Annotated in this window: 23 protein-coding genes; 16 read left to right on the top strand and 7 right to left on the bottom strand. The window is 65.4% G+C overall.

Going from position 1 to position 25,720, the window contains the following annotated elements:
• Window positions 1-409: 409 nt before the first annotated feature.
• A complete protein-coding gene (locus tag VKP62_09790) occupies window positions 410-1,420 on the bottom strand; it encodes an L-threonylcarbamoyladenylate synthase (GenBank protein ID MEB3197481.1) in 1,011 nt (336 codons plus the stop codon).
• 63 nt (window positions 1,421-1,483) lie between these two features.
• Between VKP62_09790 and VKP62_09785 the strand changes: the two genes are divergently transcribed.
• Window positions 1,484-2,311 carry a hypothetical protein gene (locus VKP62_09785; protein MEB3197480.1) on the top strand — a complete coding sequence of 276 codons (828 nt, stop codon included), beginning with the start codon at window positions 1,484-1,486 and terminating at the stop codon, window positions 2,309-2,311.
• A gap of 34 nt (window positions 2,312-2,345) precedes the next feature.
• Here the strand turns inward: VKP62_09785 and VKP62_09780 are convergent, their stop codons facing one another.
• Together VKP62_09780 and VKP62_09775 are read right to left on the bottom strand one after the other, a co-directional pair.
• On the bottom strand, window positions 2,346-3,224 hold the full coding sequence (locus VKP62_09780) for an arginase family protein (GenBank protein MEB3197479.1): 879 nt from the start codon (window positions 3,222-3,224) through the stop codon (window positions 2,346-2,348).
• A gap of 71 nt (window positions 3,225-3,295) precedes the next feature.
• On the bottom strand, window positions 3,296-3,979 hold the full coding sequence (locus VKP62_09775; GenBank protein MEB3197478.1) for a DnaB-like helicase C-terminal domain-containing protein: 684 nt from the start codon (window positions 3,977-3,979) through the stop codon (window positions 3,296-3,298).
• A gap of 176 nt (window positions 3,980-4,155) precedes the next feature.
• On the opposite strand from VKP62_09775, the gene VKP62_09770 reads away from it, so the two are divergent.
• Genes VKP62_09770 through VKP62_09760 form a run of 3 tightly spaced genes read left to right on the top strand, consistent with a single transcriptional unit; the run spans window position 4,156 to window position 6,313 of the window.
• Window positions 4,156-4,680 carry a hypothetical protein gene (locus VKP62_09770; GenBank protein ID MEB3197477.1) on the top strand — a complete coding sequence of 175 codons (525 nt, stop codon included), beginning with the start codon at window positions 4,156-4,158 and terminating at the stop codon, window positions 4,678-4,680.
• Window positions 4,677-5,939: a PilT/PilU family type 4a pilus ATPase gene (locus VKP62_09765; GenBank protein ID MEB3197476.1), complete on the top strand. Its 1,263-nt coding sequence runs from the start codon at window positions 4,677-4,679 to the stop codon at window positions 5,937-5,939. Before VKP62_09770 ends, VKP62_09765 begins: the two co-directional genes overlap by 4 nt.
• 32 nt (window positions 5,940-5,971) lie before the next feature.
• Window positions 5,972-6,313 carry a hypothetical protein gene (locus VKP62_09760; protein ID MEB3197475.1) on the top strand — a complete coding sequence of 114 codons (342 nt, stop codon included), beginning with the start codon at window positions 5,972-5,974 and terminating at the stop codon, window positions 6,311-6,313.
• Window positions 6,314-6,415: 102 nt separating this feature from the next.
• On the opposite strand, the gene VKP62_09755 is transcribed toward VKP62_09760, so the two are convergent.
• Window positions 6,416-6,718: an HU family DNA-binding protein gene (locus VKP62_09755; GenBank protein ID MEB3197474.1), complete on the bottom strand. Its 303-nt coding sequence runs from the start codon at window positions 6,716-6,718 to the stop codon at window positions 6,416-6,418.
• Between the two features lie 215 nt (window positions 6,719-6,933).
• Between VKP62_09755 and VKP62_09750 the strand changes: the two genes are divergently transcribed.
• Window positions 6,934-8,502 (top strand): hypothetical protein, encoded by a 1,569-nt coding sequence (locus tag VKP62_09750; GenBank protein MEB3197473.1) that lies wholly within the window; start codon window positions 6,934-6,936, stop codon window positions 8,500-8,502.
• 25 nt (window positions 8,503-8,527) lie between these two features.
• On the opposite strand, the gene VKP62_09745 is transcribed toward VKP62_09750, so the two are convergent.
• Complete coding sequence (locus VKP62_09745; protein MEB3197472.1) at window positions 8,528-9,835, bottom strand: hypothetical protein; 1,308 nt, start codon at window positions 9,833-9,835, stop codon at window positions 8,528-8,530.
• A 91-nt stretch (window positions 9,836-9,926) separates the two neighbouring features.
• Window positions 9,927-10,439: a DNA recombination-mediator protein A gene (locus tag VKP62_09740; GenBank protein ID MEB3197471.1), complete on the bottom strand. Its 513-nt coding sequence runs from the start codon at window positions 10,437-10,439 to the stop codon at window positions 9,927-9,929.
• A gap of 329 nt (window positions 10,440-10,768) precedes the next feature.
• On the opposite strand from VKP62_09740, the gene VKP62_09735 reads away from it, so the two are divergent.
• The 3 genes from VKP62_09735 to VKP62_09725 all read left to right on the top strand — a co-directional run bounded on the left by VKP62_09735 (window position 10,769) and on the right by VKP62_09725 (window position 15,680).
• On the top strand, window positions 10,769-13,105 hold the full coding sequence (locus tag VKP62_09735; protein MEB3197470.1) for a UvrD-helicase domain-containing protein: 2,337 nt from the start codon (window positions 10,769-10,771) through the stop codon (window positions 13,103-13,105).
• Between the two features lie 6 nt (window positions 13,106-13,111).
• The gene (locus VKP62_09730; GenBank protein MEB3197469.1) at window positions 13,112-13,435 is read left to right on the top strand and encodes a hypothetical protein; all 324 of its coding nucleotides are present in this window, start codon (window positions 13,112-13,114) and stop codon (window positions 13,433-13,435) included.
• Window positions 13,436-13,619: 184 nt separating this feature from the next.
• The gene (locus VKP62_09725; GenBank protein ID MEB3197468.1) at window positions 13,620-15,680 is read left to right on the top strand and encodes a hypothetical protein; all 2,061 of its coding nucleotides are present in this window, start codon (window positions 13,620-13,622) and stop codon (window positions 15,678-15,680) included.
• 130 nt (window positions 15,681-15,810) lie between these two features.
• Here VKP62_09725 and VKP62_09720 read toward each other — a convergent pair whose 3' ends face one another.
• Window positions 15,811-17,772: a hypothetical protein gene (locus VKP62_09720; GenBank protein MEB3197467.1), complete on the bottom strand. Its 1,962-nt coding sequence runs from the start codon at window positions 17,770-17,772 to the stop codon at window positions 15,811-15,813.
• Between the two features lie 328 nt (window positions 17,773-18,100).
• Between VKP62_09720 and VKP62_09715 the strand changes: the two genes are divergently transcribed.
• The 8 genes from VKP62_09715 to VKP62_09680 all read left to right on the top strand — a co-directional run bounded on the left by VKP62_09715 (window position 18,101) and on the right by VKP62_09680 (window position 25,719).
• Window positions 18,101-19,468 carry an FAD-dependent monooxygenase gene (locus VKP62_09715; GenBank protein MEB3197466.1) on the top strand — a complete coding sequence of 456 codons (1,368 nt, stop codon included), beginning with the start codon at window positions 18,101-18,103 and terminating at the stop codon, window positions 19,466-19,468.
• Window positions 19,469-19,602: 134 nt separating this feature from the next.
• Window positions 19,603-20,412 carry a hypothetical protein gene (locus tag VKP62_09710; GenBank protein MEB3197465.1) on the top strand — a complete coding sequence of 270 codons (810 nt, stop codon included), beginning with the start codon at window positions 19,603-19,605 and terminating at the stop codon, window positions 20,410-20,412.
• Between the two features lie 6 nt (window positions 20,413-20,418).
• Window positions 20,419-22,191: a hypothetical protein gene (locus VKP62_09705; protein MEB3197464.1), complete on the top strand. Its 1,773-nt coding sequence runs from the start codon at window positions 20,419-20,421 to the stop codon at window positions 22,189-22,191.
• A gap of 158 nt (window positions 22,192-22,349) precedes the next feature.
• Window positions 22,350-22,622 carry a hypothetical protein gene (locus VKP62_09700; protein MEB3197463.1) on the top strand — a complete coding sequence of 91 codons (273 nt, stop codon included), beginning with the start codon at window positions 22,350-22,352 and terminating at the stop codon, window positions 22,620-22,622.
• Between the two features lie 39 nt (window positions 22,623-22,661).
• The gene (locus VKP62_09695) at window positions 22,662-23,837 is read left to right on the top strand and encodes a hypothetical protein (GenBank protein MEB3197462.1); all 1,176 of its coding nucleotides are present in this window, start codon (window positions 22,662-22,664) and stop codon (window positions 23,835-23,837) included.
• Between the two features lie 156 nt (window positions 23,838-23,993).
• Window positions 23,994-24,245, top strand: coding sequence for a hypothetical protein (locus tag VKP62_09690; GenBank protein MEB3197461.1), 252 nt, complete (start codon window positions 23,994-23,996; stop codon window positions 24,243-24,245).
• A gap of 154 nt (window positions 24,246-24,399) precedes the next feature.
• Entirely contained in the window at window positions 24,400-24,627 is a 228-nt protein-coding gene (locus tag VKP62_09685; GenBank protein ID MEB3197460.1) for a hypothetical protein, read from the top strand.
• 30 nt (window positions 24,628-24,657) lie between these two features.
• Complete coding sequence (locus tag VKP62_09680; protein MEB3197459.1) at window positions 24,658-25,719, top strand: hypothetical protein; 1,062 nt, start codon at window positions 24,658-24,660, stop codon at window positions 25,717-25,719.
• Window position 25,720 lies beyond the last annotated feature (1 nt).

The following is a 25,720-nucleotide window of genomic DNA, read 5'->3' as shown; positions in this document are numbered from 1 at the left end:
CGTTCATCACCTTGGCCTGCACCTCTGGTGCGTTGATGTCGCCCATCTCGGGACTGTTGGGGGCCGTCGCGTAGGCGGAGTCCGGCTCATAAATGTCCAGCGCCTGAGCCGTGCCGCAAGGCCAGAGCGTGGCGAGCAGGCAAACCGCGGAGCATTTGAACAGGCGTTCCAGCAAAGAGGAGCCCTCCTTCAGAAAAAGGCAACCGCTGATGCGGGGTCTGTCAGGTTACCACAGGTGCGACGAGACGTCAAAAAAGCGCGAAGCAAAAACCCCGAAACACCGGCCAGTATTGAATCGTGGCGTCTGTGATCAATGCACAAAGGCGCCCGCTGGCGCTGGCCTACAGGATCTCGGGCACGGCAAGATGGAGCGCCTCCAGGGGGCGCGTGAGCCCCGTGGGCAGCGCCTCTAAAGAGTGGTTGCCGCCCGCCGCAAGCGATCTTGCACGGCCGACCAGGCCGCTGTCTGCGGAGGCGCCTGGACCAGGATGATGGTGGCATCGGTCTGATTGAGCGCGTGCAAGGTGGCGTACAGCAAGCGCGCATAGCCCTCGGGCTCCCCCGGCAACACGTGATGCAGCGGGGGCCGGGAGTCGCCTGAGCCGCAACGGATCGAGGCAACCACTTCCCCCTGGGCTTCGCAGGCCGCGCCCACGCGCACCAACTCCTCAGGCTGCGCCAGCAGACGCAGCGCCGCGCGCGGCGCATAATGCCGGCGAGCCAGACCGGGGCTCGGCAAGGGGCCTGGGCTGGCCTGCGCATCCAACTCGGCCACTTCGCCGAGGCAATCACGCAGACGCACGATGCCAATGCCACCTGGGCGCAAGACGCGCGGAAGCTCACCGGTCAGGTCGATCACGGTCGACTCCAGGCCCACCTCACAGGCTCCCCCATCCAGCAGCAGAATGGACTCAGGAGATGTCGCCAGGGCGCGCTGAACGTGACTTGCCTCCGTCGGCGACACATCCATGTAACGGTTGGCACTGGGGGCCGCCACGGGCACGCCGGCCTGCCGCAACAAGGCCAGCGCCAAAGGATGTCCCGGCACGCGAATTCCAACGGCCGGCAGTCCTGCCGTCACCAGGTCGGGAACGTGTGACGCCTTGGGCAGTACGAGCGTCAATGGCCCGGGCCAGAAGGCGTCTGCCAGTCGCTGAGCGGCAGCGGGCCAGGTGGTCACGAGCGCTTGCGCGGCCTCGACGCTGGCCACGTGAACGATCAGGGGATTGCTGGCCGGACGGCCCTTGGCCCTGAAGATGCCGGCCACTGCGGCCTCGTCGAGGGCGTGGGCGCCCAGCCCGTAGACCGTCTCGGTCGGGAAGGCCAGCAAACCGCCCGCACGAAGGTGTGCCACCGCCTCATCGAAGGCCCTGGCTTCGGGTATGGTGGAGGAGAAGTCGAGGAGGTGAACAGGCGCCATGGAAGCAGTGGATTCCAGTTTATCACACCGCGCCCTGGCCCTCGCTGACGGTGAGGTTGCGCGATGCGCTTTATCCTGAAGGATGAACTGAACGGATTTCCTCCCGAAGCGGTCGCAGCGGAGCTGGCCCGTCTGGGACTCACCTACGTGAGCCTGCTGGACCGCATTTCGGAGGTGCTGGCAGCCAAGCCGCTGCTGTGGTTCCAAGAGGTGGCCCGCTGCATCCCCGCGTTCTGGTCGACTTGCATCAAGGACAAGTATCCTCCCGCCGTGCAAGCCGTGCTGCTCTCCACCCTGCAGGCGCCGTCGGAGGAGTCGCTCCCCGAGTGGGAGCGACTCGCCCCCTACGTGCTGAAGAAGGCGGCCACGGTGGCGGCCGAAACCCTGATTCACGAACGCACGCCGTGGGTTCTGGCCGTGTTGAACAACTGGGCCACCATGCCGGAACCCGCCGTGGAGCGCATCGAACCGGCAGACGACAAGTTTCCCGTCCTCGGGTCCGTGCTGGAAGGGCTCGGCTACCTCAACAAGGTCCAGCTCCTGGCCGTGGAAGCGGCGCAAAAGGAGGCCCGCTCGCGGGGCGAGCACATCGCGTTCGGCAGCCTGTGTGTGCGCAAGGGTTGGCTGACGGCTGCCCAGCTGAAATCCGCCCTCGAACTCCAGGCAGATATCGCGGTGTCGCGCGAGGCCCCCAAGCGACTGGGTCTGTACCTGCTGGAGGTGGGGGTGATCACGCCTCAGGACCTGAGCAAGGCCCTGGTGGTGCAACGTCAGACGGGTTGCTCGCTGGGGGACTATCTGGTGCAGCAGGGTCTGCTGACCCGGGAGTTTCTGGAGACCGTGCTGGTGCTACAACGCCAGGACCGCATTGCTGGCTACTTCGGCGAGTGAGCGGTCATCGCGAGCGACACGGCAGGCCTCGAATTCAGCCCGCGTGCTGCGCATCCAGGGCCCGCCCGAAACCGGTATACAACTGTCGTGCCAGCCGCGCGCAGGGCTCGGCATCGGCGTGCCGCGGATCAAATTCGACCCAATCACTGGCAATCACAGGCAGGCGACGGCCGATCTCCGCCAGCAACTGCTCGGCCTCCTGGGGCATCAGCCCCCCTTCGCTCGGCGTGCCCGTGGCTCGGAAATGGCCCTGGTCCAGCGAGTCGAAGTCGAAACTCAGGTGAACGGGCAGACCAGCCAGGTGTTGCTGAATGCGTTGAACCAAGGCCTCGACCCCCTGCGCGCGGAGTTCTTCCACGCTCACGCACCAGACTTGATGACGCGCCAGCAGGTCTCGTTCTTCCGGATCGATCTCGCGGGCGGCAATCAGCACCACGTCAGCGGGACGCACGTGGCCCGTGAAGACCCCGCGCAATCGGGCATCTCCCAGGCCGCAAGCCACCGAAAGGGGCATCCCGTGGGGGTTTCCCGTAGGCGAACTCTCCATCGTATTGAAATCCGCGTGGGCATCGATCCAGACCACGCCAACCCGCCCGAAATGCCTCACGCTCGCGGCCAGGGAACCGATCGCGAGGGAGTGATCGCCTCCGATCAACTGGGGATGTCGACCTGCCGCCAACGCCTGCAGCGCCGCATCCCGAATCGCCTCGCTCATGCTGCGAACCGCCTCGACGATCGCCTCCCGGTCTCGCGGGCCAGGCAAGGCCGAGGGCACCACCACGGCATCCCCGGCGTCCGGAAACCAGGTCGGCGGCAATTCGACCCCGGGGAAACGACCACCGGGCTGAGCCAGCGCCAGGATGGGCGAGCGGTCCTGCGGACACCTGGAAATCAACGATTCGGACACAGACATTGAACCCTCCCACGCCATTGTGGGGACCACGCACAACACGGCCGACCTTGGCGGATCGGCACAAGCCCCGGTTACGGATGGGGCTTCAACACTCCGGTGGCCCGCACCAGGGCCAGGTCATAGCACTCACCCTCGGGATCGGGCGTGTCGGCCCAGAACACCCGCAAGTACTTGTGCTGGGTGTCTTCCCGACTCAGGCTGACCGTCACGACGCGGTCGGCTTGCTCCCGCACGGTGGTGGAGATGGTCTTGCCCTCGGCCAGCTGAGAGAAGAGCAACAGCGGTGCCTCGCATACCTTCGCCACACCCCGCATGTCCGCCATGATATCGATAGCGGCAGCCACGCCCGACAGGGCCGTGTTGCCGGGTCGTAAGCTCTGCAGATCGTTGACCAGCACCAAGCCTGGTTGCCCGTGTTGCGCGACGTAAGCCGTGGCCGCTTCAAGCAGCGAAGCACTGGTCGGTGCCGGGCCGTCCAGAATGCACAAGGGCCACTCCGCCACCCGGCCGGGGTCGACCGACTGCCCCTCCGGCGTCACGTTCTTCGCCAGCCGCGCAAGAATGACCTCGCGAGGGGTCACGGGTGAGAAGTAAAGCACCCCTTCCCCCAGATGTCCGGCATAATGAGCGGCCAGATTCAAACTGACGCAGGTTTTCCCCACGGCGGGCGGCGCCCCGACCAGCACCAAGCCGGAGGCCATCGCATCGAAAGCGGGACCCAGGGAACGAAGAAACTTGTCAGGGGCGATAGACATGGCAGACTTCACCATCGAATGCCGGGCCAGGTAAGACGGGAACGCAAGCGGCCGTCACGATCACGATTCTATCATGCAGGCGCCCCACGTTGCGGAAGCGCCGAAAGCCTGTTAGAACCTGCCTGCGATGTGGAAAGCAAAGGGAGAATCGCCCATCCGCTGGGGGTCGGCCAGACGTGGAAGCTTTCAGGATTTACCTCACCGCCATTCCCAACCTGGCCGAGCGGGTGGTGGAAATACTGGCGAGCACGCTGGAAGAGGGCGGCCTCGACGTGAATGACGCCGAGTCGCTGAGACAGGCGCACCGGCACGCCCTGAATGCCGCCTTCACCCGCCTGCGGGATTCTCGCACGGCCTACGTCAATGTCCTGTATCCCCATCTGCGCCAGCTATGCGGCGATTGTGGCCAGGAGTTTTGCGGCGCCTACTGGGAAGTGGCCAACCCGATGACCTCGGAGCGCAGCGTGTTCCGCACCCGCCTGATCCACGAACTGATCGTGCATCGGCGCACCGCTTACGAAGAACCCCTCTACAACCTGAGCGGCACGGCGATCGCCATCGAGCGCCACAGCTGGAATCTCGATGCCTTGCTGCGCGTGCTGCAGGGCCTGACGGTGCCGCCGGCGGTGGTCAGTGAATTGCGCGCCATGGTCACGCAAACGCGTGGCAAGGCCGCGCGCAAGCCGGGGGAAACCGCGTGACGCCCCCGACCGAACCGCCCAGCATCGCGGGCGGAAATCCACTCCTGCCGATCCTGCACGCGGCGGTCCGGGCCCAAGCGGCCGACCTGCACCTGAAGGCCCACATGCCCCCACGCGTGATGCTGGATGGCCGGATCAGCGAGTTACCGGGCTTCGAACAGCCACTCGACCCCGTGTTGCTGCCGCAGATGATCTTTGCCCTCCTCGCGCCGGAGGAAGCCGAGCACTTTCGGCAACACCTGGAACTCGACACCAGCTTCGAGTTGCCAGGGCTCGCGCGGTTTCGCCTGAACGTGTTCCTCAACCTTGGGACGGTGGCCGCCGTGATCCGGATCGTGCCGCCGGGGGTGCGTTCCTTTGATAGCTTGGGATTGCCTCCGGTGCTGCGGCGGGTGTTGCTTGAGAAAAGCGGGCTGATCCTGGTCACGGGCGCCACCAGCTCGGGGAAAAGTACCACCCTGGCCGCGATGATCGACTTCATCAACGACACCCTCCCTGGCCACATCGTAACCATCGAGGATCCGGTCGAGGTGGTGCATCCTCACAAGGCTTGTGTCATCTCGCAGCGAGAGGTGGGCAAGGACACCCTGGGCTTCGCCCCGGCCTTGCGCGCCGCCCTGCGCCAGGCGCCCAATGTGATCCTGCTCGGCGAAATGCGCGACCGCGAGACCATCGAGCTGGCGATCCGCGGGGCTGAAACAGGCCATCTCGTTCTCGCGACGCTGCACACGTCGGATGCGGTGCAGAGCATTCACCGCCTGCTGCACGTCTTCAACCCGAATGAGCACTCGGCCGTGCTGGCGGCACTCGCCACCGTGCTGAAGGCCAGCATCGCCCAGCGGCTGATTCCCCGCATCGATGGGAAGGGCCGTTTGCCGGTCTTCGACGTGCTGATTCAAACCCCCACGGTGCAGGACGCGATCCGGCGTGGTCAGCTCGATGAGCTATACCAGCTGGTCGAGCAAGGAACCGTGGACGGCATGCAGTCGACCAATCAGGGGCTGCGCGACGCCTTCACGGCGGGCATGATCGACTTTGCCGCCAGTCTGGCCGCCAGCGAGAACAAGCAAGGCCTGGTCATGGCCCTGCGTCAGGAACTGCGCGCCATCAAGGAGGCCGCCGAGGCGCTGGCCGGTCATGGCCGACCGGCCCCGGCGCCAGCGAATCGCGCCGGGGAGCCGCGCGACCTGGAGAACGACTACATCAAGGTAATCAAGGTCCATCAACCGGGAGCCAGTCCACCCCGGGGGCCGCGCTGACCATCCCCCTCGAAAGAAAGAGACACGCTGCCGTGAAGTTACAGCTGCAAACCATCACGCACCACCCGGAGGGCGGTGAGGACCCACGCCCGCCAGTCCTGGTCCAGCGCGTGGCCTGCGACCCGCAGGTCCTGGCGGATCAGATGAATGCCCTGATGGCGCACCTGGGCGCGATCGTCGCGATTCCTCCGGCCGCTCACGAAGCCAACCTGAAGGCCCTGCTGAGACGGGACCTGGCCCATCTGGCCACCACCGCGGAGCAGGCAGGTGAAGCCACCATGACGCTGCGGGTGTTGCGCAGCGCCCGCCCCGACCAGGCCCCGGGTGCCGCGGAAGTGTACGACCTGCGCTACGAGCTGCAAGGTCTCACGTAACCAGACGTCTCGCCGGACAGCACCGGGACGACTGGAATCGCCAAGCGGCGATCAAACGCGTCTGGACGACGCAGGCCGTCCAGACGCGCGAGGCGCAAGCGCCTACTTCTTGCCCTTGGCCTTGGCCTTCGGGCCGCTCACGGCATCCTTGAGGCCCTTGCCGGCCGAGAAGGCGGGCGCCTTGCGAGCGGGAATCTTCAGCACGCCACCCGTCCGGGGGTTACGGCCCTCCCGGGCTGCCCGCTCCCGCACCTGAAAGGTACCGAAACCAACCAGGGTCACCTTGTCACCCTTGGTCAGCGCGTCCGTGATGGCTTGCACCATCGCGTTCACCGTCGTCTCGGTGTCCTTCTTCGAGAGCTTGGTCTGGGTCGCGACGGCATTCACCAGTTCTTCCTTGTTCACCTGCTACCTCCTCACGGCATTGGGTTCGTTTGGGAACGCCGCTACCTTAGCACCCGCATGGGGTGAAGACAACCCCTCTGGCCGCATCAAACCGTCCAGGCCCACCAAAAACGATGGCCACGCACCGGATTGAGCGAGCAAGCCGCGTTTCCACGCTCGCTCGCGACGCACCGCCGCCTGTCGTTTCCGGTATGATGGTCGGCGGAAGGCCTGGTATGCACAGCGACTCCCCCCCCAGCGAAGCCAACGCCGAGTTCATTCTCTGGCCGTACCTCGACACGCTGTATCAGTGGTCTGTGAGCCAGGCCTGGTACGAGCGGGAGATCGCGGCCGCCTGGCCAGTCTTCATGGCTGGCATCCCGGATGCGCCAGTCCACCTACCCGAGCTGCAGGATCCGGACCAGCACGACCGCGTCTTGCGCTTTCTGGCCTGGTTTCACCTGGACCGAAGGCTGCCCGAATCCGTCGGCCTGCAGCGCCCGATCGACCTGTTTCTCAGCGCTTGCACCGAGGACCTGACGGGCGAGGGACTCGCCATCTACCAAGGTCTCGCGCACACCCGATTTGGGGCCTTCAAGGTCCTCCGCCAGTTTCGCCGCACCCTGGCCGAAGACTGGGTGACCGGGGACCGTCTGGTGCTGCGGGCGGGCCCCCTGAGCGATGAGCTCCAGGTGGGAGACCTGGTGATCGGTCGCCTGTATCCCTTCGAAGGGGATTTCGAAGGGGATCCCGATCTGCACATCGGCCATCCGATGGAGCTGGCCGGCGAGCCCGCCCCCGCGGATCCACCAGCCGCCGAGGGACGTTTCTTCGCCGCCATGGTCCCGGCCAAGGGGGCTGCCCTCGATGTGCTGGACGCGCTGCTGATGCAGGTGGACAGCCCCATCACGGCGGATGACGTCTTCGCCATGCTGCGCGAAGCCCCCGGCCTGCCGGAACTGCTCGACCGCCTGTATGGCTCGCCGGCGTACCGGATCCGCTACCTCCACCTGCGCGATCGCGCCCTCTTGGAGGAACTGCTGCAGGAGCTCTGGGATACCTCTGGCCCCTTACAGGACGCGAATCTGGGGGAGGTCGAGGCCACTGCCCTGGCCCGCACGGCCCGCGAGGCCCTGCGGGCGATCGCCGAGGGCAACCCGAGCACCCTGCTGCCGCTGTGTGATCCCGACGGCCTGGTGCCGCTCTACCTCGAACTGTTCGGTCCGCAAGCCCTCAAGCGCCTGACCGACGTGACCAACGGCCTGCCCGAACGAGGGGTGAAGGCGCGTCACCAGCTGCTGCCGAAGGATGGCGGCATCTTCACGACGCTCAGCTGGGGCACCGGCACGGACAAGCACGCCGTCGGCCTGATCGCCTATGCCAAGCCAGATGGTCGCTGGCTGCTGTCCGACATCTCGCTGCCGGAAGGGGCCTCTCCCGCCATGACCGTGGCCTTCGACAAGGCCGCGGGCCTCGGATTCTCGGCCGCACCGCCGGGCGATGCGGTCGAGGCCCACCTGCGCAAGGCCGTGCTGGAGGTGGGCTACGGCGTGCATGACACGATCGACCTGTTCCGACTCTGGCGAGAATTCAAAGCGCAGGCCCAGCCCGACCTGTCACAGCCCGCGATCTGGGCAGCCGGGCTGGAGCTGGCCGACACCCGCTTTCGCAACGAGGACCTCGACGTCAAGGTCCTGGCCAAGAGCTATCGGGTCATGCCGCGGGCAATCGAGCAGGCCGCCGACCAGATCGAACAGAGCTTGCGGGCCAAGGACGAGGCCGCGACGAAACAGGCGACGTCCTGAAGGGGCCGCGAGGCCCGAATCCCGCTCACCCCGCGTCCCCGTCCGCTCGCATCAGGCGCGCGCGAATCCGCAGGCGCCTCCAGGCCCCCTGTTCGCGCGCGGCGGTGCGTCCGGTCATGGTCAGGCCATCGGCATCCCAGCTGAAGCCTGCCGCATCGAGCACGAAGAAGGGGGGCAAGCCGGCCACCGGAAAATCACGCCGGCGAGCCGGGGCCACGCGGCTGGCCACAAACAGATGACCGACCTCGATTCCGGCGAGCAAGGAACCGCTCGGGCTGATGCCCCAGCTGCCCGCGATTCCAGCGAGGGCCTGCGCAGACCGCGCGCGACCGTCCCATAGCCAGGCCGCCTGCGGCAGCGCCAAGCCCACCCAGGCGGAGGGGCCGCGCACCCAGCGCGGAGGCGGAACACTCGGTCCGAATGGGGCGATCGTCCGCATCAACTCGCGCCCCTCCGAGCTCAGCCAGACCAGCTGCTGGCGATCGCCCGGCCGTGGGGGCCAACGCCCAAGTCCCCGCACCAGCAGGCTTCGCCCGGTGGGATCCCAATCGATGCCCAAGCGCGCCAGCGACTCACCCGGTGGCGGGAACAGCCGGCGTGTCCGCCCCTGGGACCACAGGTGCAGCACCCGACTGCCCCCCTCGTCGCCCCGCTCGCCCGTGGTGAAGGCGATGTCGTCTCGCGGCGCCGGCGCCACGGCCACGTAAACCGGGGCCACAGGCAGCGGCAGCCACTCGGCCCGGTTGCGCAGCAGCTCCCAGCGCTCCAGCAGATGCTCATCCGTGCGGGCCACGGCCGCCCGAAGACCATCGGGACTCACCCCCCACGAGCCTCCCAGGCAGCCCCACCACCCCGTACCAGCGGAGGTGACGGTGCCGTGAGGCCCTACCCGCGTCAGCTGATAGGCCCGATCCTGCTCCCAGCGGGCGGCCGGCGCCAGCGGCTGGTACAGCCAGCGATGCGTGCTGGTCAGCACGGCTGGCAGCCCCTGCTGCGCCTCAAGAGGCGACTCACACGGAGGCCCTGGCTCCAGCTTGAGGTCGCGCAGGAGCAGCTGTTCAGGGGCCCCAAAATCGACCTGCAGCCCCCGCAAGCGGTCCTTCAGGACCGGGTCGGGCTCCAGTCGCGCCAGCGCCTCGACCAGTGGCAGCTCCATGGGAATTCGCCGTCCTCGCGCAGCCGCCACCGGAATCTGCCCGCGCAGCTGAGCACGCATCCAGGGCTTGAGCAGCCAAACGCGTGAGGCTCGCTCCGCCGCCTCCTCATAGCGGCCAGCCTGAAACGACTCCGCTTCCGCCCGCAGCATGTGGTGGTCCTGAACCACGACCGCCACGCCGGCCACCCCCATCAACCCGCCCAGGAAGAGCAGAATCCGACGAAGGGCGCCCGATGGTTCCCGGTCGACCGGTGCCGCGCGCCCCGGCTCAGTCGAGGTAGAAGGTCGTAACGACCTTGTGGTTTTCCTGCGCGTAGCGAACAGCCTCTTGAAGCGTGTGGCTCGTGTGATACAGGAAGCAGATCAGCTGCTGGCAGTTCTCGATGATTTCCTGGTTGCACATCGCCGACGCCTGCGAGAGGGTCAGCAAGCGCCGTTCGGGATGCTCCCGGATGGTGGGCAAGGAGGCGAGCAACTCCTGGCTCTCCGAGGTCTGCTGCGAGATGGTTTGCGGCAAGATCACCAGCAGGTTGCCAGGATTGGCCCGACTGGCCCCCTTGACCACCGCGGCGTTGGTTCCTCCGGCGCCCGAGGTGATGATCTGATTGCCCGTCAACACCAAGGCATAGGCCAGCATTTCGATCAGTTGCTGATGGGTCAGCGACAGATGACGACTGCCCAGAATGGCGACCTTCTTCGAGCCAGTGGCCTGGATCGTCTGCAGCTCCTGCATGAAGGCGTCAACCGAGAGCGGCAGATTGGAAACGCTGGAGACATCCATGGCGGGTCGAGGTTCCTTCGTGACAGGAGAGGGCGACGACTGGTGGGCTCCCCGCGCGTCTCGAGCACACGCGCGGCCTGCGCTCGGCAACTGGGCCGCTTCGCGCTGTCAGGGCGGCATTGGTCAGAGGACATGATAGCACGCGGTCGCCTGAAATTCCAGTGACAACCTGCACAGCGCCCGGATTACAGCCGCTGGACGGACGATCCCGGGCTCGCTTAAGATGATCGCCACGCCCCCCGCCTCGTCGGGCGATGCGCGGAGGCTGACACCGACATTTGCACTTGCGCCCCCTCGCCATCAGGAGGGGCCGCGAGGGGAGAACCGGCGTGACCAACCCCCTGCTCGAAGGCCTCAATGCGCCGCAAGCCCGCGCGGTGTCGCACGTGGCCGGACCGTTGCTGGTGCTGGCCGGCGCCGGGGCGGGAAAAACCAAGGTGATCACCCACCGGATCGCCTACCTGCTGTCGCACGGTTATGCCCAGCCGGACGAGATCCTGGCGGTGACCTTCACCAACAAGGCCGCCAACGAATTGCGCGAGCGCCTGGGTTTGCTGCTCGGCCACCAGTTGCCGACCGGTCCCCTGTTCGCGCATCAGCCCTGGATGGTGCGAGGCATGTGGGTCGGCACCTTTCACAGCGTGTGCGGCAAGATCCTGCGCCTCGACCTCGATCGCCTGCCCGGAAGCCCTTATGGAACGAACTTCGTGATCTTCGACGAGTCGGACCAGACAGCCTGCATCAAGGGCGCCCTGGCGCACCTTGGCCTGGACGAGAAAGACTATCCCCCTCGCGCCCTGGCCCAGCAGATCTCGTCGGCCAAGAGCCGCGGGGAATCTCCCGAACTGGCCCACGAGCGGGCCCGCCACTACAAAGCGCAACGCATCGCGGCCGTTTACGAGATCTATCAACGGGAACTGGCCCGCCAGAATGCGCTGGATTTCGATGACCTGCTGTTGCTGACGGTGCAGCTGTTCCAGGCCTGTCCGGAGGTGCTTGCGCGCTACCAGCAACGCTTTCGTTACATTCTGGTAGATGAGTATCAGGACACCAACCAGGTCCAGTATCAATTGATCCGGATGCTGTCAGGCGCCCACCGGAACCTCTGCGTGGTGGGGGATGTCGACCAGAGCATCTACTCTTTCCGCCACGCCGACTTCCGCATCATCCTCCAGTTTCAGCAGGACTGGCCGGAAGCGACCCTGGTCAAACTGGAGGAGAACTACCGTTCCACCGGCACGATCCTGCAAGCCGCCAACCAGCTGATTGCCAACAACACGCAACGCTTCGAGAAGAATCTCTGGACCCAGAACCCTCCGGGCGAACCGATCACCGTGTATGAAGCGCTCGACGAACGAGACGAGGCGGAATACGTGTTGATGCAGATTCGCAAACACCGTGCCGCTCGCCCGCTGAGCGACTTTGCGGTGTTGTATCGAACCAACGCCCAATCCCGGGCGCTGGAAGAGCTGTTCATGCGCTGGGGCACCCCCTATCGCCTGATTGGCGGCGTTCGCTTTTACGAGCGCAAAGAGATCAAGGATCTGCTCGGCTACCTGCGCTTGATTCACAACCCCGCCGACGAAACGGCCTTTGTGCGCGTCGTGAACACTCCGCGCCGTGGCCTGGGCAAGACCAGCATCGACCGGGTCGTCGAGGCCGCTCGGCAGCGCGAGCTGCCGGTATTGAGCCTGCTCTGCCAGCCCGCCCCGATCGTCGAGGGCCTGTCGGCGAAAACCGCAAGCAAGGTGGCTCAATTCGCGGCCTGGATCATGGGCCTGCACCGCGAGGCCGGGCAACTCGCCGTGCCCGATCTCGTGAAGCGCGTGGCGGAAGAAAGCGGCTACTCGCGGGCCTTGCTCGAGGAGGGCACGGATGATGCGCTGGCCCGCCTCGACAACGTGGCCGAACTGGTCAACGTGGCCACCGACTTCGTGCAGAACAGCGACGATCGGAGTCTGGGGGCCTTCCTGACCCACCTGATGCTGCTCTCCGATCAAGACACGCGCGGCGAGAATGAGGTCGAGCGCGTGACCCTGATGACGCTGCATGCGGCCAAAGGACTGGAGTTTCCGGTGGTGTTTCTGGTCGGGTTGGAAGAAGGCATCTTCCCGCACCGGCGCTCGCTGGATGATCCGGACCAGCTGGAAGAGGAGCGTCGCCTGGCCTACGTGGGCATCACGCGCGCCAAGACCCTGCTGACCATCTCGCGGGCCCACCAGCGCACGGTCTTCGGCGAGACGGGCCGGGCGATCGCCAGTCGCTTTCTGTCGGAGCTACCGCCGCTACTGCTCAACCACACCGTCTCCCCCTTGCTCAAGATGCAGGCCCGGCTCCAGCAAACCTCGGCGCCGCCCCGCCCAGCCAGCGACCGCCCCCTGCGTTCGGCACCGCGGGCCCCTCGCGAGAGCGAGGTGACGTGGATGCAAGATTGGGACGTGGCTGAACCTGCCAGGCGTCCGTCGGCACGCAGCGGGCCAGGGCCTCAAGTCGGTCGCGTCGAACGTTTCGAGGTCGGTCACCGAGTCCGCCACGATCGGTTCGGCGAGGGCGTGGTCGCGCGCGTGATCGGGGAGGGGGAACAAGCCACGCTGGCCGTTTCATTTCCCGGGTTGGGGCAGAAGATCCTCGACCCTCGTTTCGCCGCGCTCACCCGCCTGGAGTAACCAGCGATGTCGTTCGATCCCGAAATTCCTGCCATCAACCAGCTATTCGCCGAGGCGTTGCGGATCGCCACGGCCCGGCGCATCGGCTTCGCACAAGCCCTCAAGCTGGATGGCCGCCTGTTTCAGGCCGCCAATGGCCAGCCTGCCAGCCAGCTGAATCAGCAGGCCTTCCTGCGCCTGATCCAGGCGATCGCCGCCGACGGCATCCTCACCGACGGTGAAACGCGGCAGATCGCGGACTTCCTGCAACAGCGGGGCCTCACCCTGCAAGCCCCGCGCCTGGTTCAAGGACAGGTCGACCTGGACGAGATTGATCTGCCTGACGTTTGAGGCGGGCCCGCCCGCGAGTGGGCATTTGTTTCAGTTGTATTAAGTTTTTAAAGGGTCCATTTCGGATCATCAAAGAAATTCCGCATATTGCTTGCTTTTCATTAAAAACCGCAGTCACCTGGGCGGCTCCCCCGAGAAGGAGGGTACACAGCGCCCGACGATTGGATTTTGGAGGAAACACGCGATGACGGATATCACCCCCAAGCTGACGACCACGACTGCCGCGAACACGGCTGCCACTCAGACGGCCAAGCCGGCCGATACTGCCGCCACCGCGAACACGACCGCCACTCAGACGGCCAATACTGCCGCCACCGCGACCACGGCGGCGCCCGCCGGTGACAAGAACGACGTCAAGGCCACCACGGCGACGACGCAAGCCGCTCCGCAAGATAACATCGACGAAGCGGAGCAGCGGGCGCTCGACATCATCCAGGAAGCCTTCAAGAAGGACGGGGCGATCTCCGAAGGTGAGCAGAAAATTATCGACGACGTGAAGGCGAAATTCGCTGAAAGCCCCAAGGCGGGCGCGACCACCACGACGGAAGCCAAGGACCCCGCAGGCGGCGCTGGCTCCACGACGACCACCGGCACCACCACGACGGCCCCGACCACGACCACCGGCTCCACCTCGGAATCGGGTTCCACCACGGGTTCCGGTTCGTCCAGCGATTCCAGCTCGCCCACCGAGTCGACCTCGCCCGCGTCGTCGCCCACCTGGGCGGTGGGGGACAAGGCCGTCCAGGGCAAGACCTTCAGCAGCGTCGGTGACCCTCACGAGACCAGCGGCGACGGCGCCAAGTTCGACAACATGGAAGAAGGCACCTTCATCAAGGCCCGCAGCGCCTCGGGTGACTTCGAGCTGCAGACCACCCAGGGCAAGGACAAGAGCGGCCGTTGGCCCAATGCGACGGTCAACCACGCGGCCGCCGTCAAGTCCGGCAAGGACGTGGTCACCTACGACGGCCTGAGCAAGACGCTGACGGTCAACGGTCAGCCGAAGACGCTGAAGGAAGGCGAATCGCTCGACCTGCCCGATGGCGGCAAGGTCACCGGCAACAAGAACGGGGTCACCATCACCACCAAGGCCGGCGACAAGGTCGAGGTCATCCAGCGCGACAACTACATCGACGTCAAGGGCGAAATCGGCCCGAACCGCAAGGACGGTGAAATCCGCGGCTCGCTCGGCAACTTCGATGCCGACACCGACAAGGCCAACGAGCTGATGGGCCGCACGGGCGACAAGCCGGTCGGCGCCCCGAACGATCCGGCCGCCCTCAAGAAGTTCATCGACGAGTGGCGCGCCAAGCCGGGTGAGAGCCTCTTCAAGGAAGCGCCTGGCGGAGGCGGGGCCAATGGCCCTGACGCCGTGACGGCCGACTTCGAGAAGGAATTCGCCCAGCGCGACGCCAACAAGGACGGCAAGCTGGAAGGCAATGAAATCCCGGCTGACTTCAAGGCCGCCAACCCGAACAAGACCTCGGCCACCAAGGAGGAAGTCATGGCCTTCCGCAAGCAAGCGGAAGAGGCTGCCGTGAACGCCGACAAGGAGGCCTTCAAGAAGCTCGACCTCAATCAGGATTTCAACCTCGACGGCAAGGAGCTGACGGAAGAGCTGAAGAAAATGGATCGCGACAACGACGGCGTCGTGTCGGATATGGAGTTCATCGCCGCCAAGTCAGAAGCGCGTCGCCAGGACCGCTGGAAGGACCTCGGAGGTGCGCCGGCTGACAAGCCTGGCCTCGATCCCGGCAAGCAGACGGCCGACGTCGAAGCCGAATTCAAGGCGCGTGACATCACCGGCAACGGCGCCCTGACGGGCACCGAAATCCCGGAAGACTACAAGAAGGCCTTCCCCAACGCCACGAAAGTCACGCTCGACGAGTACAAGGCCTTCCGTGCCAAGCACGAGACCGACGCCCAGGCGGCCGACAAGGCCGATTTCGCCAAGCGCGACCTCAACAAGGACGGCACCCTCGACGGCAAGGAACTGGAAGGTCTCAATTTGAACGGCATCACCGAACTGAGCGAGGCGAAGTTCCTGGAAGACCAGGCCAAGAAGCGGGCGGAAGCTCGGGCGGCGGAACTGGCTGAATACCTCAAGCAGATCGCCTCGCTGCAGGCAGCTGCGGCACCGGCCGCGCCAGCCGCTCCGGCAGACACCGCTCCGGCAGACACCGCTCCGGCGGCCACCGCTCCGGCGGCCACTGCTCCGGCGGCCACTGCTCCGGCAGCGCAAGCTTAGGATCCGCTCCAAGCCTATCAGGGCCCGTGCCGCGGTTGCGACACGGGCCTTTTATTTCGCCGCTGCCCCTGACAGGAGATGACCGAACCCTCGCTCAACGGGGCCCACGCCCGCGATGCTCAAAGGCCCGTCAGGAAAGCTCCGAGACCAGCGGTTCGGGAGCGGGAAATTCCCCCGTCGGCGTACGCGGCCTCAGGTCCGGCGCATCCAGCTGATTGCTGCGCCTGACGTGGCGATGGAAGAACATGCGCACCCGGTTCAGCAGCGTGTGACTGGTTTCCGGGGTACACGCGATCGGGGGACCGAACCAGAGGTCGACCTGCCCGCCGCGCGGACCCAGCTCGAACGCATCGTCGAGCAGCACCGGAATGACCTGACACTGCTCGAAGGCCTGCACGATCCAGAGCAGACCGCTGCGCACCGGCGCCCCCTCGCCCAGATAGCTGGGTTCCGTGACCTCCGGATACAACGCCAGGGCACGCTGCGCGCGCACCGCTGCGATGGCATCGGCAATCACCACGCCACGCTCCCGACCGGTCAACACGAACGAAGGAGAGTAGGTCAACCGGTTGATCAGCGGCCAGCGCTGGGCCCGCGGCCCCACCACCACCGCCAGGGCCCCGGGCAGGGTGTGCAACAACAGGAACGGGTCCAGATCACCGTGACGATGGCTCACGAGATAGATGGTCGGGACATCCGGCAAGGGTTCCGGCTCGTTGCGACGATGAATCTGGACCCCAGCTGTCGCAAGCAGCGCGGCCGCGACCTCTCGCCCCACCTCGAGCGGGTCGGCCTCCGGGTCGCGCCCCGTCCGCCAGAGCACCAGCGCGCAATTGAGCAGGACCCAGGGACAACGCCAGGCGAAACGCAACCAGAAGCGCTTGCCCAGGCGCATGGGATGCTGCGAACGCTGGCCGAGGCCGGTCTGGGCCAGCAAACGTTTGAACAACCAGGATCCCCCGGTGTGATGGAGTCGAAGCGCATTCAAGGCCATCAGCAAGGCGTGCCGCTCTTGCCCGTGTGCCGAAGCCAGCGCCTGCCACATATCCAGACACCAGCTGACCTCCACGCGATAGTCGTATAGCCAGAAGTAATAGGCCAGCTCAACGTCGAAAGACGCCTCCTGCAAGCGATGGGGCCAGGCCAGGCGTGCCTGCTGCAGCCAGTTATGCCAGCGCATCCGTTCGGAAGCCAGCGTATCCAGGGCGGGCTGAGCCGAGGCGGTGTCCTCGCCGGCGGACTCTTCCTCCGTGGCGGACGACCGCAGCAGCGCTCGCCAGACCGGCTGATGGGACCAGCTCCAGAGCAGATCTTCCTGCCAGCTGTCCGGATCGCCCAGGTCGATCAACGACTGCAGGGTTTCAGCCCAATTCTGCTTGCCGATCACGCCACCGGGTGAAAGTGACAGGACGACCGGAGCCATCCATGGGCGCGGAAAGGCCTCGGGCCACCAGGGATCGGACAGCCAAACATCCAGTGGCAAGGGCTCCGCCACGGCACCGGCCGTCGCGGTCAGCCCACTGACCCGCACGCCCTCGGGCAAGCTATCAGGCGGTTCATCCCCGGGCAGACAGAACAGGTGCCACTCACAACGGGCTGGCACGCGCTGGAGCCAGCGCGCCAGTTCCAGCGCGATCGCCTCGCGCTGCGGCGGCGCCAGGTTGTACCAGGCAAATCCGACCCGCAGAGGCCGCCCTGAGGCCGGCAGCGTATCCGGCAGCGCCCCCGGCACGATTTCCCCTTGCATGGGCAGGATCGACTCGGGACGCAGGCCGGCCGAGGCCAGCACAGCGGCCTCTCCGGCATGGCGCGCCACCGCGCAGACCGCCGGGGCCCACCGCTGCCCCGCTCGCAAGCCAGACAGAGCCTCAAAGTTGGGCGGCCAAAAACACAGGCGCGGATGGGGCATCGGCAGCGCCTTCACCAGCGAGGCGAGGTTGAGCAGGCACGGCACGGAAAAAACGACGATGGTCGCGAGGGGGCCGCTGGCCGCCTCGCGCGGCAGATCCCGCAGGGCCTCGGCGTAGGAGACTCGCCGCACCTGCGCTTGCCCGACCGCCGTACGCTCGATCTGATGCATCAGCAACGCCACGTCGGGCGTTGCCTCTTCGATGAGCCAGACAAGCGGTTTGGAAGCAGTGAGGGGCATAAACGCTCGCGTCACCCACGCGCCGGGGCGAGCCTCCTATACCCGCCTCACGTTCGGGCCTCCCCGCCAACCGGCGGAACCACCCGAGAATCCCAAGGCGGGCCCCCGGTACCAGCCTCACGCGCCCATCCTGTCCCCGCGGGACGGCTGCCGAGGTCACGCCCCGAGGGGCCCCACACCCACCGACGCCGCGACGCATTGCCCCCAGACAAGCATTCATGGATAATGTGACGTTTCCAGATGCACGAGGCGTGCGTGGGAGTGTGGCTGCATGTTGCAAGTCGTCGTCGTCGGGGGAGGACCCGCAGGCCTGATCGCCGCCGAAGTGCTGGCGCGCGCGGGCCTGTCCACCACCCTGATCGAAAGCCATCCGCAGCGCCTGCTGCCGTGTGCGGGGCTGCTGACCCCGGCCGCCCTGGCCGCGCTGGAAGCCCCTGATCTGCTGACCACGCATCGCATCCACGAACTGGCCGTCTATTCTCCGACCCAGCGGGTGGCCTACGTCTCCTTCGGGGGCCCGGAACGCTACGCCACCGAGATCCGACGCGAGCTGCTGCACGCCTACCTGCGGCGTCGGGCCGAGGAAGCCGGGGTGGTGATCCGCCACGCGCGCTTCCGTCGCTTCCTGCACGGCGACGGCGATTACCCGTTGCTGGAAATCAGTCCACTCGACAGCCACCAGCGAGAACGGCTGGCCGCCGATGTGGTGATCGCCGCGGATGGGATCCACTCCAAGGTGGCCGCCACCCTCGGACTGCCCGCTCTGCAGTTGGGCATCACGTACATGGAGCACCTGACCGTCCCGGGCGCGGCCGGCCGGACCCCGGAATCGGTTCAGATTCACTTCGGCCGGAAGATCGCGCCGGAGCGTTTCGGCTGGGTCATCCCGGCGGAGGACCGCTGGACCGTGGGCATCAACGCGCCGTTGCGCTACGGTCGCCGCGTGCGCGACCTGCAGGCCAGGCTGCGTCACCGTCTGGGCCACCACCTCGACGGGGCCGAAGTGCTCGGGCGCGCCGCCTTCTTCTTTCCTTGGGTACATCAGCCGCGCTTCGTGCATGACCGCGTGGTCTTCATCGGGGACGCCGCCGGCCTGGGCACCGGTCTGACCATGGATGGCCTTTACTACGCCGCCGTCACGGCTCGTCTGGCGGCCGAGGTGATCGTGGAGCACCAGCATATGCCCACGCCGGACCGCCTGCGCGACTACCAGCAGCGCTTCGAGGCACGACACGGCGACTTTCTGACCGCCTTGGAGGCTTTCGAGCGGCAGTTTTTCACCCATGACAAGCACCGCGAATCCTTGCTCGATCTGGCCTGGGAGCGCGATCTGCACCGAGTGGCCATGGATGCCTACTTCGACAAGCGAGCCCCACGTCTCTCGTGGCCACAGCAGCTCCGTTTCAAGGCCCGCTACACCGCCAGCCTGCTCAAACAGACGCTCGCCACCCAGAAACGGGAGCACGACGCGATCGCCCGCGTCATGCCGCTGGCAGGCAATTACCTCGATCTGGCGCTCTCGAACCGCGGCACGGGCCCCTTGCCCAATCCTGCGGCTGCGGAGGCCGCGCCGACGGTCAAGCTGAAAAAACGCTCCAACCGCCCGCCCGCCGAGGCCCGAGAAACCCCGCCGTCCTGAGGCGGCGCGGCGATCGTCCACGGCCTCGCGTGCCGGCGCGCAGGGGCGCTCCGTGACGGCGATCGCGGATAAAGGGCGCATCCTCACGGGTAAGCTGATCATAGCGTCTCCACCTCACCCGATCGGCTGTCAGCATGAGCTCCAACTTTCATTACGGCGTGCTCGCGGGCTTCCGGGCCATCGACGCGATGCAGCAAAACCTGGTGCAGAATATGCAAGGGTTGCTGCTGCCGGGCTACAACCGACGCCGCCTTCACATCGGCTCGACCGGGGGCACCACCCGCGGCGCTGCCGCTGAAGCCACGCAGCAAGCGGGCTCTCAAGGCGCCTTCAGTCGCGGGGGAGACACCCTGGCGCTCCAAGGCACCTCGTTGAACTTTGAACAGGGAACCATTGACCCGGCCGACAACCCAGCCTCGCTGGCCATCTTGGGGCCTGGATTCTTCATGGTTGCTGAGAACGACCGCCCCGGTGCACGCGTTCATCTCACCCGCAACGGCTCGTTTCGCTATGATGGGCAGGGACGCCTGGTCAACGGGGACGGCCTGTTTGTGATCGGGGGATCAGGCCGGGTAGCGCTGGACGCGAATGGACGCACCATCGGTCCCCCCCCCTTGATCCGAAACCCGGGCAATGGATCTGTGGACCTGACCACGGTCTCCCTGGCCACCGTTCCGGACGCTAGCCAACTCGGCAACAGCGGCTTCGGCACGACCACCTACGCCGTCACGCCCCTCTCCGGGCCCATCAGCGCCTTCCCTAACGGGCGACAACCGAATGTGGGTTTCGTTCAGCCCCGCTCGATCGAAACGCCCAATCGGGTGGGTTGGCTGACCATTCACCAGGCAGAGTCCTTCACCGCGACCCAAACCTACAAGATCTTCAAGGATATGCTGACCGAGTTCAACAAAACGGTGGACGATACCGTCAACTTGATCCGGTAACCGCCCATGCGTCGCTGTATTGTGACCTTGGGGTTCGTCTCCTTGCTGCTGGGGGTGGCGGCGTGTGCGGAGGAAAGCCCCACGGGGACTGGCGTCAGCACCGCAAACGCCTCAGAGGCACCGCAACTGGCTGGCATCGACCTGGTCAACCAAGGCGATCGCTTCGTGCTGCTGACCGCTCGTGCCACCGACCCCCGCAACCGTGCGCTCAGCTTCCGCTGGCAGGTCAACGGCGGTGATTTGAGCCAGACCACCGGCCGGTCCGTTTCCTGGCGTGTGCCGGCTGCGGCGGGCACCTACACGGCCCTGGTGGAGGTGGATAACGGGACCGGCAACAAGGTCGCGGGCAACCAGTCGTTCACGGTCAATCCGCAGGGGCAGGTTGCCAACCAGGGGGGCATCTCGCTTCAGCCCGTCTCCCTGTCAGTTCGCAACGCCCAGGCAGCTGGCGCCTTTGCGTTGCCGTCTCCGCTCAACGTGGCCCCCAATCCTCCCATCGTGCCCCTTAACCCGAACGCGGTTCCGGCCTCTCCCTCTCCAACGGCCGCACCGTTTCAGCAACCTGTGTCCACCCCCGTGCCAGCCCCCGCCATCCTGGTCCCCCCCTTGCAACCCATCGCGGCCCCCACCCTGACGCCGCCGCCTCAGATCTTGCCCCCCTCACCCCGTCCAGTCGCGTCGCCGCCGCCCCCTCAACCGGACGTCCCGGTGCCGCCTGCGGAAAATTGGTTTCTTTACGCACCGAGCAAGATTCCCGTACGGCCCAACTGGTATTGCCTCCACCTCCCCAAGAACGAGCGTGGTTGGTTCGGTGGCGGCACCGGCAGCGTGCTGTTCTACGACGCCACCAAGGGCACAGAAAAAGATCCCCCCACGCTGGAACTGCGCAACACCGGCATCGGAACGGCGGACGTCCTGCAGATTCACTTTGTCAGCGACAGCGTGGGCTTTGTCGCGTGCGGCGACGGAAGTGTCCTCCGGACCAAGGACGAAGGACGAACCTGGGAACAGATCGGCCCGCGGGAAATCCCTGGCAAAATCACCGCCATGGTCGTGACGAACGAGCAGAAGATCACCTTTTGTGATTTCCTGGGGAACTGCTTCCGGACCGAGTCAGCCAACCTGACGGACGCCTCGGGCGTGCGGAACTCGTGGGTCAAGCAGCCAACCTTCCCGGCCGACCGTCCGTTTGATTGGCCGAAAAAGATCGCAGCCGGCACGGGGCTGACGGGCGACAGCACGGTGTTCTACTTCGTCGGCGACGGCATCTTCAAACTGGACGTGGACCACCCCACACCGGCCTTGCGCTGGCGCCGGGTGCAAACCTTGACGGTCGGTGGACCGGCCGTCGAAACCGAACCGGTGCTCAAAGGGGATGTGGGCGACGGGGAAGCCTCCGCCATCAGCCACGTCGATGCCAATGGGCTGTGGATCGGGACCACGGGCGGGACGCTCTACCGTTCCAGCAATGCCCAGAGCGACACCCCCACCTTCACGCGCAGCAAGGCCTACTTGTATCGCAACCGCGAGGCGAACGGAAACGGAGCCTATTTCGAGGTGTCCAGCATCAGCGACATCTCGGCCGTCGACACCAACAATGTCTTCCTGTCCTCGCGACGGGTGTACGACACCAAGGATGGAGGCCAGACGTGGCGCCGCGACGACCTCTCACCCCAGACGATCTCGGCCTTTCAGATCAATTATGACCTCACTGCCACGCCGCCCCGCTTTCGCGGCTTCGGCGTCGGTGCGAATGGCGACATCTGGCAATACAGGTAAGCCGCCCTCACGTCCGCCGGGCCACGGCGGGCATGCTGAGAAGCCGGCATTAAATGTCAGTTAATTCTCCCTCATCAGCGCAAGTTCACCGCTGGCGAATGGAATAATTTGATCAGAGGCTCTAAGCGGCCATCTCGCGATCCAGAAGGAGGTTCGCCATGAGTACCATCAAGCCCAACGCCATGATCGATCAACTCACGCAGAACGCGCAGCGACTGGACAAATCCGCGGTCGACGCGAGCTACGTCGGGGGGGTTCATATCGCCGGATTCGGCATTCCCAATCAGTTCTTGGGGCTGGATCTGCGCACGCAGGGTCAGAAACAAGCGCAAGAAGAACCGGGTCGCTATCGCGAGGCGATGGCAGCGTTTTTGCGCGCCCTGAAAGAAGCGAAAGATGCCATTCATGCGGTGGGGCTCTCGGGCCGGTAGGCACCGTTCTCCCAGGCCGGTCAGTTGGAGGGAATTTTCATGACGGACTTTACCGCCTCGAGCGGGGTCAACCACGGGACCATTTCCAAGTTTCGCCTGTTCCAGCAGTCGACTCAATCAAACCGAACAACCAGTCCCTCCATTGCGGGTGACCAGCTATCGATTGCCTCTCCCATCGGGGGAACGGGCGTCGACCCCAGGTTGTTACAACAGACCGATCAGATGATGCAGTCGCCCAACGTGAGCGATCGGTATCGCGCCATCGTGAGCTTGACCAAGATGCCGCCCCAGGACGCCATTCCGCGCCTACAGGCCATGGTAGCCGCCCCCGGGCAAGATCCCCAGGTGATCCAACTGGCCAACGAAGCCATGCGCGTGATGGGCCAGATGGCGCAACAACCGGTATCCCCTCAGGCCGCACCCGGCTACGCCCAGCAGGCTTTCCCTCAAGCTGCGGTCATGCCGCCACAGCAGGCCATGCCGGCACCGACCTACAACCCGGGCATCGCGCCCCCCAACCCGGCCGACGCCCCGTTCCTGATGGAGCGGGCCCAAGCGGAACTCGGCAATGGAGGACAGGCCTCCGTCAACGCCATTCGCCAGCTGATGGCGCTGTCGCAGAGCAACCCACAATACAAGGAACCCGTCTACAACCTCCTGCTCAATCACGCCTATCACCAACGGGATGCCAGCGTGAAGGAGGCGCTAGTTGCGCTGGCCTCTTTCCAGAATCCCCAACTGTTGCCTTACCTGGAAATGATTCAGCGGTCGCCGGGCTACCCCTTGGAAGTGAATCAGACGGCGGTCAACCTGATTGTGCAGATGAACAACCAGCGCAACCAGGCGGGTGTTGCAGCCGCTGGTCCTGCGGTCACGCCCGATTACCTCCGCTCCTTGGAGTTCGAGCTCAATCGCGACACCCGATCGGGCGTGGCGGCTCTGAACCAGATTCGCGCCGCTCTCGGGCCGGACCCTCGTGCCAACAGCCCGCTCAGACAAGAAGTGGTGCGAATTCTGGTGACCCACATCGCGACCCAAACCAGCTCCGAGACCATCGTGGGAGCTTGCCAGCTGCTCGGCCAGATGGGCGCACGAGAGATGGATACCCTCCGCCACCTGCTTGCGGTCTCTCAGAACCCTGGCCGCACCATCCAGGCGCAGGAGTCCGCCAAGGCGGCCATTCAGCAGATCCTGGCTTCGCCTCCACGCCCCTGATCACCCGGGCCCATCTCCAGATCATTCGCTAAGTTTTAAAAGTCCATTAAGTCAAACAGGTTTCAGACCCCCCAGCGGTATATAACGATTGTGTAGCGCGGCTGAGCGCCCACCAAGCGCTCCAGTGTCAAGGTCTCAACAAGGAGGATAGTCGATATGGGAACCCCTCTTAGCACCAGCAGCAACCAGCAAGATTTCCTGGCATCGGCCCAGAACCTCGCCAAGGTGCAAGGCGAAATCAACACCGAAATGCAGAATATCGGTAACCAGATTTCAAAGGGCACGGACCAAGCCACCCTGATGAAACTCCAGGTGCAATTGGAAGACCTCAAGCGCCGGGCAGATTCCCTGAAGGAACTTCGGGAACAGCTGCGTGAAGCGCAAAAGGCTGCCAACACCGTCCGGTAAGCAGCTCAACTGAATGTGAAGTCCGGGGGCTAGCGCCAGCTGGCCCCCGCTTTACTTGCCCTCCGCCGATCCGGAAACGGCCCAGCATCCCGGTTTCGCGATAGTTCGAATTGGCCGTCGGGTATATGGGGGCAAGGACGAAAGGAGTCTGGTTTTGAGCGTATATGCTGCTGTCGCCGCGGGACTGAGAACGAGCCAATCCTTTCAGCAGAATGCGAGCCGCAAGGCTCTGGATACCGTGGAAAAGGCGACCAACGGCTCGACCACGTCCCCTGAGTTGTTACAGATGCAAGTCACGATGGGACAGGCACAGATCGACCTGCAATTTGCCGTCGACCTCGTCAACATCATGATATCCAACATCCAGCAATTGCAGCCCTGAGGATAATGGCCCACGTGAGGAGGGGTATCCATGGAGGATCACTCGGCACGCCTCAAGCAAGTTGAGGCTGAACTCGAAAGAACCAAGCAACAGCTCCTCACCACGGCCAAGGCGATTCGTACGACCCTCGCGCAATGTAAGGCGGTATACGACCACATCAAGCTCGAGCGCGAACGCCTGCTGAATGAACCCGCCTCCGAAACGCGAGATGCGAAGCTGCTCTCCGTCGAATTGCGGTTTCGCGGGGCGGAAACCAACCTGCAGATGGCCGAGGCCATCAATGCCCTCGACCTCCAGAAGCCGATTCCTGCGACCATCAAACAGCAGATCGGTGAACTGGCCCTGTACACCCAGTTCATTTGCATCGAGGCCAATCTTGCGCGCTACAAACCGGTGCGTCGCGCCTTGGGCGTGGCCTTGGGTCTCATCCAGGCCCCAGCCTCCGCCCCTGAGGGCCGCGGGCCTGCGCGAACGGGAGCCCTGCAAGCAGGGGCGAAGCCGCCCGGTCCGCAGGGGAAAACCGGTTCTCTCTCTGCGCCGAGACCCACGCCGGCCCTTCCCGCTCGTCCCGGGCTCCCCCCTCGCCCGGGTGTCGCCCCGCGTTCTCCGGGGCCCGGGGCGCCCCCGCCACCTGGTCTGTCACGCCGCCCATCAGGCCCCCAGCCAGGCCATACCGACCTCGGAGAGGACAGGCTGGCAGGGAACCTCAACGCCTACGTGACGACCGACGAGGGGCGTCAGAAGCTCCGGGTGCTGTACGACCGGGTAGCGGATGTGGAGCTGGCAGTCGACGCGCTTCGGGGAGACTCGCCGGGCGAACTGGCGCGGGGAATGGAAGAGTCGACGGGTGGCCTGCGCCAGCTGGCGGGCAAGGTCTATCTGGTCCGTCGCGCCTTGGCGGCGCTTGACGATAATCAACCTCTGGCCGATACGCTGGCCTTCGAAAACAGCGAGATCGATCCCCAAATTCGCCAGATCCTGGTTTCCCTCTCGCCAGATGACCCTGATCTTGGCGCGCCAGGCGCCGCGAAATCAGCCTCTCCGGGCTCGAACACCCTGGGAGAGCGCCTGCGCTCCATCTTCAAGAACTGAG

This window comes from Candidatus Sericytochromatia bacterium (genome assembly GCA_035285325.1).
Taxonomy (GTDB): domain Bacteria; phylum Cyanobacteriota; class Sericytochromatia; order S15B-MN24; family JAQBPE01; genus JAYKJB01.
This window is presented reverse-complemented; position numbering and strand designations above follow the sequence as displayed.